Origin of the sequence: Stenotrophomonas sp. GZD-301, from assembly GCF_049310345.1 — a bacterium.
In the GTDB taxonomy this organism is placed as follows: Bacteria; Pseudomonadota; Gammaproteobacteria; order Xanthomonadales; family Xanthomonadaceae; genus Stenotrophomonas.
The window spans coordinates 21,757-30,936 of record NZ_JBMOWY010000047.1; the positions used below are offsets into that span (position 1 = coordinate 21,757).

General features: G+C 69.0%; 10 protein-coding genes. 7 read left to right on the forward strand and 3 right to left on the reverse strand.

What is annotated here, in order from left to right:
- Positions 1 to 169: 169 nt before the first annotated feature.
- The 5 genes from radC (at position 170) to ACO6VK_RS13090 (ending at position 4,927) form a co-directional block, all read left to right on the forward strand.
- A complete protein-coding gene (gene radC / locus ACO6VK_RS13070) occupies positions 170 to 868 on the forward strand; it encodes a RadC family protein (protein ID WP_422507763.1) in 699 nt (232 codons plus the stop codon).
- 147 nt (positions 869 to 1,015) lie between these two features.
- Complete coding sequence (gene argS / locus ACO6VK_RS13075; RefSeq protein WP_422507765.1) at positions 1,016 to 2,704, forward strand: arginine--tRNA ligase; 1,689 nt, start codon at positions 1,016 to 1,018, stop codon at positions 2,702 to 2,704.
- Positions 2,705 to 2,722: 18 nt separating this feature from the next.
- Positions 2,723 to 3,607, forward strand: coding sequence for an SPOR domain-containing protein (locus tag ACO6VK_RS13080; protein WP_422507767.1), 885 nt, complete (start codon positions 2,723 to 2,725; stop codon positions 3,605 to 3,607).
- Between the two features lie 109 nt (positions 3,608 to 3,716).
- A complete protein-coding gene (locus ACO6VK_RS13085; RefSeq protein WP_422507769.1) occupies positions 3,717 to 4,499 on the forward strand; it encodes a DUF6597 domain-containing transcriptional factor in 783 nt (260 codons plus the stop codon).
- A 71-nt stretch (positions 4,500 to 4,570) separates the two neighbouring features.
- Positions 4,571 to 4,927: a VOC family protein gene (locus tag ACO6VK_RS13090; protein WP_422507771.1), complete on the forward strand. Its 357-nt coding sequence runs from the start codon at positions 4,571 to 4,573 to the stop codon at positions 4,925 to 4,927.
- Between the two features lie 112 nt (positions 4,928 to 5,039).
- Here the strand turns inward: ACO6VK_RS13090 and ACO6VK_RS13095 are convergent, their stop codons facing one another.
- On the reverse strand, positions 5,040 to 5,789 hold the full coding sequence (locus tag ACO6VK_RS13095) for an SDR family NAD(P)-dependent oxidoreductase (protein ID WP_422507773.1): 750 nt from the start codon (positions 5,787 to 5,789) through the stop codon (positions 5,040 to 5,042).
- A gap of 39 nt (positions 5,790 to 5,828) precedes the next feature.
- Positions 5,829 to 6,368: a hypothetical protein gene (locus tag ACO6VK_RS13100; RefSeq protein WP_422507775.1), complete on the reverse strand. Its 540-nt coding sequence runs from the start codon at positions 6,366 to 6,368 to the stop codon at positions 5,829 to 5,831.
- A 102-nt stretch (positions 6,369 to 6,470) separates the two neighbouring features.
- Here ACO6VK_RS13100 and ACO6VK_RS13105 point away from each other — a divergent pair, with 102 nt between their 5' ends.
- Entirely contained in the window at positions 6,471 to 6,941 is a 471-nt protein-coding gene (locus ACO6VK_RS13105; RefSeq protein ID WP_017357042.1) for a DUF1456 family protein, read from the forward strand.
- On the opposite strand, the gene ACO6VK_RS13110 is transcribed toward ACO6VK_RS13105, so the two are convergent.
- A complete protein-coding gene (locus ACO6VK_RS13110) occupies positions 6,907 to 7,842 on the reverse strand; it encodes a LysR family transcriptional regulator (RefSeq protein ID WP_422507777.1) in 936 nt (311 codons plus the stop codon). The two genes, ACO6VK_RS13105 and ACO6VK_RS13110, sit on opposite strands and share 35 nt — an antisense overlap.
- Positions 7,843 to 7,954: 112 nt before the next feature.
- On the opposite strand from ACO6VK_RS13110, the gene ACO6VK_RS13115 reads away from it, so the two are divergent.
- The coding region (locus ACO6VK_RS13115) for an MFS transporter (RefSeq protein ID WP_422507779.1) at positions 7,955 to 9,180 on the forward strand (1,226 nt) is incomplete at its 3' end.

Below are 9,180 nucleotides of genomic sequence, written 5' to 3' on the forward strand. Positions count from 1 at the left end.
AGGCGTTTAGCTTACCTGATGGGGTGTGGGCGACTCATGCCCCACGGGCATGAGAAGGGCGTTTTTGGTCATGAGGGGAAAGGTCGCCGACGTGATGGTCGGCATTTCCTACGCAAGAGCGGGGCGGCCACTTATGGGCTCCCTTCGCAGTCGGGCAGACACTGTCCACATGGCAATCAAAGATTGGCTCGAAGAGGATCGGCCCCGGGAAAAGCTGATGGAACGCGGCCCGGGGGCGTTGTCGGATTCGGAGCTCCTGGCACTGTTCATCGGCAAGGGCCCCAAGGGCTCGAACGCAGTCGAGAGCGCCCGTCTGCTGCTGGATGTGCACGGGCCATTGCGGCGACTGATGGATATGGATGCCAACACGCTCAAGAAGCTGCCGGCCCTCGGCCCCGCCAGCGCCTGCATGCTGATCGCCGCGCTTGAGCTGGCAAGCCGCCATCTTCTGGCCCAGCTCGCGCGGGGTGACAGTGTGTGCGACCCGACGTCGGCGGGGCGCTACTTCCAGCAACGGCTGCGCTCACGCCCGCATGAAGTGTTCGCCGTCCTGTTCCTGGACACGCGCAACCGGACGGTGGCTTACGAAGAACTGTTCTCCGGCACCATCGATGCAGCCGCCGTCTACCCGCGTGAAGTGGTCCGCCGTGCCCTGCTTCACAACGCCGCGGCCGTGATCGTTGCCCACAATCATCCGTCCGGCCATGCCGAGCCCTCCTCGGCCGACCAGCTCATCACTGCCGAGCTGCAGCAGGCACTGGGCGTGGTGGGGGTGAGGCTGCTGGACCACGTGGTGGTGGGGGACGGGCCGCCGGTGTCGATGGCCGAGCGCGGCTGGATCACGACGGGCCGGCGCCGGGGGAGCTGAATGAACCGGGCTGCCGGGTTGCCCTGCCAGGCGGTGGAAGCGGTTGCGGGGGCGGTTCCCCGCCCTGCTCTACCCCCGTTCAATGGATCGGGGCGGCTTCTGGGCTAAAATTACCGATTCCGCCGCTCCAGTCTCAAAGCAGGCCTTGTGAAAAATCTCCTCCGCGCCCTGATCAGCCAAGGCATCGAAGCCTTGCGCGCCAACGGCACTCTGCCGGCCGATACCCTGACCCCGGAATTCGTGGTGGAACGCCCGAAGACCCGTGAGCACGGCGATTTCGCCACCAATGCCGCGATGCTGCTGGCCAAGCCGGCGCGCAGCAACCCGCGCGCCCTGGCCCAGGCGCTGCTCGATGCGCTGCCCAAGAGCGCCGATGTGCTGCGCGTCGAGATCGCCGGCCCGGGCTTCATCAATTTCCACCTCGCCCCCAGCGCCTACCAGCGCGAAGCGGCCGGCGTGCTGAAGGAAGGGGCCGATTACGGCCACAACCTGAGCGGCAATGGCCGCACCGTGGGCGTGGAGTACGTCTCGGCCAACCCGACCGGCCCGCTGCATGTGGGCCACGGCCGCGCGGCGGCGATCGGCGACTGCCTGGCCCGCCTGCTGGAAGTGAACGGCTGGAACGCCAAGCGCGAGTTCTACTACAACGACGCCGGCGTGCAGATCGAGAACCTGGCGCTGTCCACCCAGGCCCGCGCCAAGGGGCTGAAGCCCGATGACGCCGGCTGGCCGGAAGCGGGCTACCGCGGCGACTACATCGAAGACGTGGCCAAGGCCTACCTGGCCGGCGCCACGGTGGAGCTGGAAGGCCATTCGGTGGTGGGCGAGCGCGACCCGGACAACCTGGATGCGATCCGCCGCTTCGCGGTGGCCTACCTGCGCAACGAGCAGAACCAGGACCTGGCCGCGTTCGGGGTGGATTTCGACATCTACTTCCTGGAAAGCTCGCTGTACAAGGATGGCAAGGTCGAAGAGACCGTGGCCCAGCTCAATGCCGCCGGCCACACCTATGAGGAAGGCGGCGCGCTGTGGCTGCGCTCCACCGACTTCGGTGACGACAAGGACCGCGTGATGCGCAAGTCCGACGGCACCTACACCTACTTCCTGCCGGACGTGGCCTACCACCTGAGCAAGTGGCAGCGCGGCTACGAGCGCGCGATCACCGAGCTGGGCGCAGACCACCACGGTTCGCTGGCGCGCGTGCGCGCCGGCCTGCAGGCGCTGGACGTGGGCATCCCGAAGGGCTGGCCGGAGTACGTGCTGCACCAGATGGTGACGGTGATGCGCGGCGGCGAGGAAGTGAAGCTGTCCAAGCGTGCCGGCAGCTACCTGACCCTGCGTGACCTGATCGAGGAAGCCGGCCGCGATGCGACCCGCTGGTTCCTGATCGCGCGCAAGCCCGATTCGCAGCTGACCTTCGATATCGATCTGGCGCGCCAGCAGAGCAACGACAACCCGGTGTTCTACGTGCAGTATGCGCATGCCCGCGTCTGCAGCCTGCTGCGCCAGGCGCAGGAGAAGGGTCTGTCCTACACGGCGAGCGAAGGGCTGGCCGGGATGGCCACGCTCAACGACGACGCATCGCTGTGGCTGATGATCGAAATGTCGCGCTTCCCGGAAGTGGTGGAAGCGGCCGGTCTGGCACTGGAACCGCACTTGATCGCGCAGTATCTGCGTGAATTGGCGCACGCGTTCCACACGTGGTATCACGGCACGCAGGTGCTGGTGGCCGACGATGCCGAGCGCAATGCAAAGCTGACGCTGGCCTGCGCCGCGCGCCAGGTCCTGGCCAATGGTCTGAACATCCTGGGCGTTTCCGCCCCGGAAAAAATGTAAGCAGTGGAGAAGCAGTAAATGGCAGCACGACGCGGCAAGAGCCAGGCACGACGCAACAGCAACCAGGGCACGCCGGGATGGGTGTGGCTGGTTGCCGGTGTGGCGATTGCGGCCGTGGTGTTCCTGGCGGCACCGAACCTGTTCAAAAGCGACGGCGACGGCTTCCTGCGGGTGGGCCCGCAGCCGAACCCGGCGGCGCAGCCGGCGCCGGTGAGCGACGCCGAAACCGACGTGGGCAGCGAACTGCCCAAGCCGGGTGCGGCCAAGCCTGCGGAACCAGCCAAGCCGGCGGCCACGCAATACGACTTCTACACCCTGCTGCCCGGCAAGGAAGTGGAAATGTCCGATGCGGAGCTGGCCGCCAGCGCGCGCGCCGAAGACCAGCGCCGCGCGAAGGCCGAGGCGCAGCGCGCGCAGGCCGCCCTGGAAGGCCGTCCGGTACCGGCTGCCCCGGCGACCGTGACGGCGGCCCCTGCCGCATCGGCGGCGGTGGCCACCACCGCACCGGCCACGACCAGCCCGGCCACGCTGCCGGCGCCGGTCAGCGAGCGTCCGGCGGCCAGCACCGCGCCGGCCTCCGCGCCCGCACCGGTGGCGGCCACCACGCCGGCCGCACCGAAGCCGGGTGCCACCGCTCCGGCGACGGCCGCCGCCGAGTCGGCCAACAGCAACGTGCGCTACATCCTGCAGGCGGGCGCGTTCGGGGCCTCCGGCGATGCCGAGGCGACGAAGGCCAAGCTGGCGATGATCGGATTGGCGGCACGGGTGGAATCGGCGCAGATCAACGGCAAGACGGTGTACCGCGTGCGCATGGGGCCGTACGGCAGCGCCGGCGAGCTGGCCGAGGCCAAGCAGAAGCTGGATGGCACCGGGCTGCAGGCGATGGCGATCAAGGCGCAGTAATCGCGGGCTGTTGTTCCCGGGAGAGTTCGACACGCCGGCCGCAGGCCGGCGTTTCTTTTTGTGCGAGACCAACGGTGGCCCGCACGTGCAGCTGCGCTATCGTCCGCACATGCCTTCTTCTTCCGATCCTGCCGCCCTTCCCGGCGTTGCAGGCGCCACCGGCCGCTACCGCGAATGGACACCGCCGGCCACGCTGCACGGCGACTTCGGCCAACTGTGGCGCAGCGATCTGCCGATGGGTCACGGTGGTGAGGTGGCGGTGCTGCCCGACGGCTGCGTGGACCTGCTGTGGCGCGATGGCCGGCTGTACGTGGTGGGGCCGGATGTGGTGGCCGCCCACCCGCAGCTGACGCCCGGTGCGCAGGTGCTGGGCGCGCGCTTCCAGCCGGGCGCCGCACGTGCCTGGCTGGGGCTGCCGATGTCGGAGATCGTGGGGACAGCGGTGGAACTGGACGCCCTGCTGGGCGTACCGGCGCGGCGGATGGCGGCGCGGTTGACTGCGGTCGGCGATGCCGACGCGCGCCAGCGCCTGTTTGCACGGGAGCTTGCGCTGCTGCCGCGCAGCGCGCGCGCTCCCCATCCAACGGCGGCGGCGGTGTTCGCGCAGGTGCGGGGCGGCGGCACGGATCTGTCCGCGCTGGCGACGACGCTGCAGCTGAGCACGCGCAGCCTGCGCCGGCTGTGCCACGAGCAGTTCGGCTACGGGCCGAAGATGCTGGAGCGCATCCTGCGCCTGCAGCGGCTGCTGGCCCTGGCCCGCGCGCGACCACGCGATGGGCTGGCGATGCTGGCGCTGGAGGGCGGCTACGCCGACCAGTCGCACCTGAGCCGGGAAGTGCGCGCACTGACCGGGATCGGGGCGGCCGCGCTCTGCGCCCAGTGGCGTGACTGACTGGCCGTTTTGTTCAAGACCGGTACGCTGCGACCGGCGATGCTGGACCTTCCTTCACCACGAGACCTTCCATGAGCAATGCACACGGCAACGACCGCCGCATCGACAACATCGAATTCAACGTGGGCGATATCGCCCGCAGCAAGGCGTTCTACGGCACGGTGTTCGGCTGGACGTTCACCGACTACGGCCCGGCCTACACCGAGTTCAACGATGGGCGCCTGTGCGGTGGCTTCACCACCGGCGAACCGGTGGTGCCCGGTGGCCCGCTGGTGATTCTGTACGCCGACGATCTGGCGGCCACCCAGCAGCGGCTGGAAGCGGCCGGCGCAACCATCTGCAAGCCGGTGTTCGCCTTCCCCGGCGGGCGACGCTTCCACTTCCGCGACCCGGACGGGTACGAGCTGGCGGTGTGGACGGCGGCATGACGCCAGCCCACCACCGGTAGAGCCGACCGTTGGTCGGCTCCCGCACAACGTGCGGCGCTTGTCGGACGCAGCGCCTGCGCGGCCGGAGCGGCGCGTAGGCGCCTTGCCGTCCTCAGTCGCGGGCGACCTGGAAGCCGGCGAACGACTGGCTGACCGGCATCACTTCGAGCCGGTTGATGTTCAGATGCGCCGGCAGGTTGGCAACCCACAGGATCTGCTCGGCGATATCGTCGGCCGTCATCGGGTTGGCCCCGGTGTAGAGCGTGTCCGAGGCAGCCTGGTTGCCGTGGGTGCGCACCAGGGTGAACTCGGTTTCGGCCATGCCCGGTTCGATGGTGGTCACGCGCACGCCGGTGCCGTGCAGATCCGATCGCAGGCCCAGCGAGAACTGGCTGACGAAGGCCTTGGTGCCGCCGTAGGCGTTGCCGCCCGGGTACGGGTATACGCCCGCCACCGAACTGATGTTGATGATCGCGCCCTTGCGCGCCACCAGCTGCGGCAGCAGACGGTGGGTCAGGGTGACCAGGGCGGTGACGTTGGTGTCGATCATGGTGCGCCAGTCGTCCAGCGAGGCGCTCTGTGCCGGGGCGGTGCCCTGGGCCAGGCCGGCATTGTTGACCAGCAGGTCGATGCCCGCGAAGTCTGCCGGCAGGGCGGCCAGCACGGCCTCCATCGCGGCGGTGTCGCGCACATCGAAGACGGCGGCATGTACGCGCTCGGGACCGTAGGCGTCGACCAGCGGCTGCAGCCGTTCGGCACGGCGCCCGGTGGCGATGACGCGCCAGCCGGCCTGGGCGAAACGATGGACGGCGGCAGCGCCAAAGCCGGAGGTGGCGCCGGTAATCAGAGCGGTACGGGTCATCGGGGTACTCCGTGGGAATCCCCCGCATTTTCGCACCGATCAGCGGATGCGGAACACGCGCGCCTTGGGCAGGTCCTCATCCACCTGCAGGAACCAGCGCCCGGCAATACCGGGGACCACCACGATGTCGGGGTTGCTGCGGCTGGCCTTGAGCGTCATCTCGCCCTTGAGCACCTGCCATTGCTGGCCGTTGTCCAGGGTGAACACGGTGCCGGGCGCCCAGCCATCCACCTGGCCGGTGACCTTGGCCTTGATCGGCCCGTCGTCCAGGCCGGGGAACATCGTACCCGGGGCCGGAACGCCCGGCGCGGCCATCGGGGCGGCCGCCACCGGCGCGGCCGGGGTGCGGGCGTCAGCCTCGCGCAGCAGGCGGTTCAGGGCCTGCAGCTGGTCCGGGCTGAGCCCTACCTGCGCCAGTTCCTGCGGGTCCACGCGCGCTTCAATTGCCACATACGGGGCCTGGGCGGCCGCCGTTCCGGCCAGCCACAGCATCCCCACACCCGCCATCACCTGCCACCTGCGCATTGCCTGCTCCACTGCCTGGACGTGCTCGATGGCGGCACTGTGCTTCACTTTCATGGCAGCCAGATGACAGCCGCACCGGTCGCGCCGGGCGCTGAGGCCGGCAGGGGGTAAAATGGCCGCCAGCCGCGCAGCCGCGCCGGCGGTATTGGACGTCACATGATCAACAACGATGTACTGCGCAGCATCCGCTACATGCTCGACCTCAGCGACGGCATGATCGTCGACACCTGTGCCCTGGCCGACCCGGCCTTCGTGGTCGACAAGGCCGACGTGGCCGGTTGGCTGCGCAAGGAAGACGAAGAAGGCTTTGTTGCCTGCGACGACCGCACCCTGGCGCACTTCCTGGACGGGCTGATCGTGCACTTCCGCGGCCGCGACGAAAGCCAGCCGCTGCGCCCGGTGGAAAAGCGCATCACCAACAACCTGGTGCTGAAGAAGCTGCGCGTGGCCTTCCAGCTGAAGGACGTGGACATGCACGAGATCTTCCAGCAGGCCGGTTTCCCGGTGTCCAAGCCGGAGCTGTCGGCGCTGTTCCGCCAGCCGGACCACAAGAACTACCGTGCCTGTGGCGACCAACTGCTGCGCAACTTCCTCAAGGGCCTGACCCTGCGCGTGCGCGGCGCCTGAGCCCCACGCCGGTCCGTGGCTCCGCCTGCGGGGCCACGTGCTGCAGCAGTTCGTCCATGAACGCCCGCGCCGCCGGTGTGGGCAGCTTCGACCACACCGCATGCACGCGCCGCACCGGCGCATCCTGGATGGCCACACAGGCCACGCCGGTAAAGCCGGCGGCGATCTGCGCGGGCACGATGCCCACTGCCAGCCCCTGCTGCACGAAGCGCTCGATCAGCGACATGTGGTTGATCTCGAACGGCACCCGATGCGGCAACCCGGCCGCGGCAAAGGCTTCGTCGGTCTGACGGCGCGCACCGCTGCCGTACTGGAAATCCACCAGCGGCAGCTCGGCCAACGTGGCCAGCGACAGCCGTCTGCGGCCGGCCAGCGGGTGCGCGGGCGGCAGCACGGCCACCATCGATTCCTCGGCGAGGAGGCGATGGCAGGCACCGTCGATGGCGGTGCCCGGCGACAGGCCGACCAGGGCGACATCGACGCGACGCTCGCGCACGTCTTCCATCAGCACTTCGCTCTTGTCCATGCGCAGGCGGAATTCCACCTGCGGGTAGCGCGTGTGGAAGGCCGCCAGGCAGGCGACCAGGTCCACGGCGGTGAGCGAGGTGATCTGGCCGATGGTGAGCGTGCCGCGCACCTGGCCGGCCACGGCAGCGACGTCTTCGCGCAGGTGGCGCAGCGCGTCGAGCACCTGCCGCGCGTGGGTGAGCAGGACCTCGCCGGCCGGGGTGACCCGTACCTGGCGCGGCAGGCGTTCGAACAGGGTGGCCTGCAGCTCCTCCTCCAGATGGGCGATCTGGTGGCTGAGCGCGGACTGCACCACGTGGCAGCGCGCGGCGGCACGGGTGAAGTTGCGTTCTTCGGCCAGCGCCACGCAGAACTCGAGCTGTTTGAGGTTCACGCCGGCATCTCCATCACCCATCTTATTTTCAGATGCGTTGGATGATAACTATTCATTTCCATCATCACGCAGGGAGGCGGACACTGGCGTCCCCCTGAAGTCTGGAAGCTGTATGACCGCCGATGTCCACACCCCCCTGAGCCGCTGGCAGGTGCTGCTGATGGCCTTTGCCACGGGCGTGGCGGTGGCCAGCAACTACTACGCCCAGCCGCTGCTGCACACCATTGCCGGTGAGTTCGGGGTGTCCTTCGGGCGCGCCGGGATGCTGGTGACGGCCGCGCAGTTGAGCTATGGCCTGGGCGTGGTGCTGCTGGTGCCGCTGGGCGACATGTTCGAGCGGCGGCGGTTGATCGTGGTGATGTCGCTGTTGTCGGCGGCCGGGCTGGTGGTGAGCGCACTGAGCCATACGTTCGTCTGGCTGGTGGTGGGCACGGCGATCACCGGCCTGTTCTCGGTGGTGGCGCAGGTGCTGGTACCGTTCGCGGCCACGCTGGCGCGGCCGGAAGAACGTGGCCGGGTGGTGGGCACGGTGATGAGCGGGTTGCTGCTGGGCATCCTGCTGGCGCGTACGGTGGCCGGCGCACTGTCGTCGCTGGGCGATTGGCGCTGGGTGTACTGGATGGCGGCCGTCACGCTGGTCCTGACGACCTGGGTGCTGTATCGCACGCTGCCGCGCTTCCATCAGCATGCGGGCCTGGGCTACGGCGCGTTGCTGCGCTCGATCGGCACGTTGTTCGTGGAGGAGCCGGTGTTCCGCCTGCGCACGCTGCTGGGCGCGTTGAGCTTTGCGATGTTCGCGATGTTCTGGACGCCGCTGGCCTTCCTGCTGGCGGGTGCGCCGTACCACTACAGCGATGCGACGATCGGGCTGTTCGGTCTGGTGGGCGCGGCGGGTACGTTGGCGGCAGGCGTGGCCGGCCGGATGGCCGACCGCGGCAAGGCGGCCCTGGCGACGACGCTGGCGCTGGTGCTGCTGGCCGCGTCGTGGCTGCCGCTGGGCTTCTCGACGCAGTCGCTGGTGGCGCTGGTGGTGGGCGTGCTGGTGCTGGACCTGGCAGCGCAGCTGCTGCATGTGAGCAACCAGAACGTGGTGTTCGCGCTGCGCCCGGAGGCGCGCAACCGGCTCAACGCGGGCTACATGACCGGGTACTTCATCGGCGGTTCGCTGGGGTCGCTGGTGTCGGCGCAGGTGTACGGCGCATACGGGTGGACCGGCGTGTGCGTGACCGGCGCCGGTGTGGCGGCGGTGGCGATGGCGGTGTGGGCGATGGCCCGGGGGGGGGGGGGGGGTCCAGGCAAGGAAACCCCACCAAAAGCAACTCTCCCCGCAACAAGAAA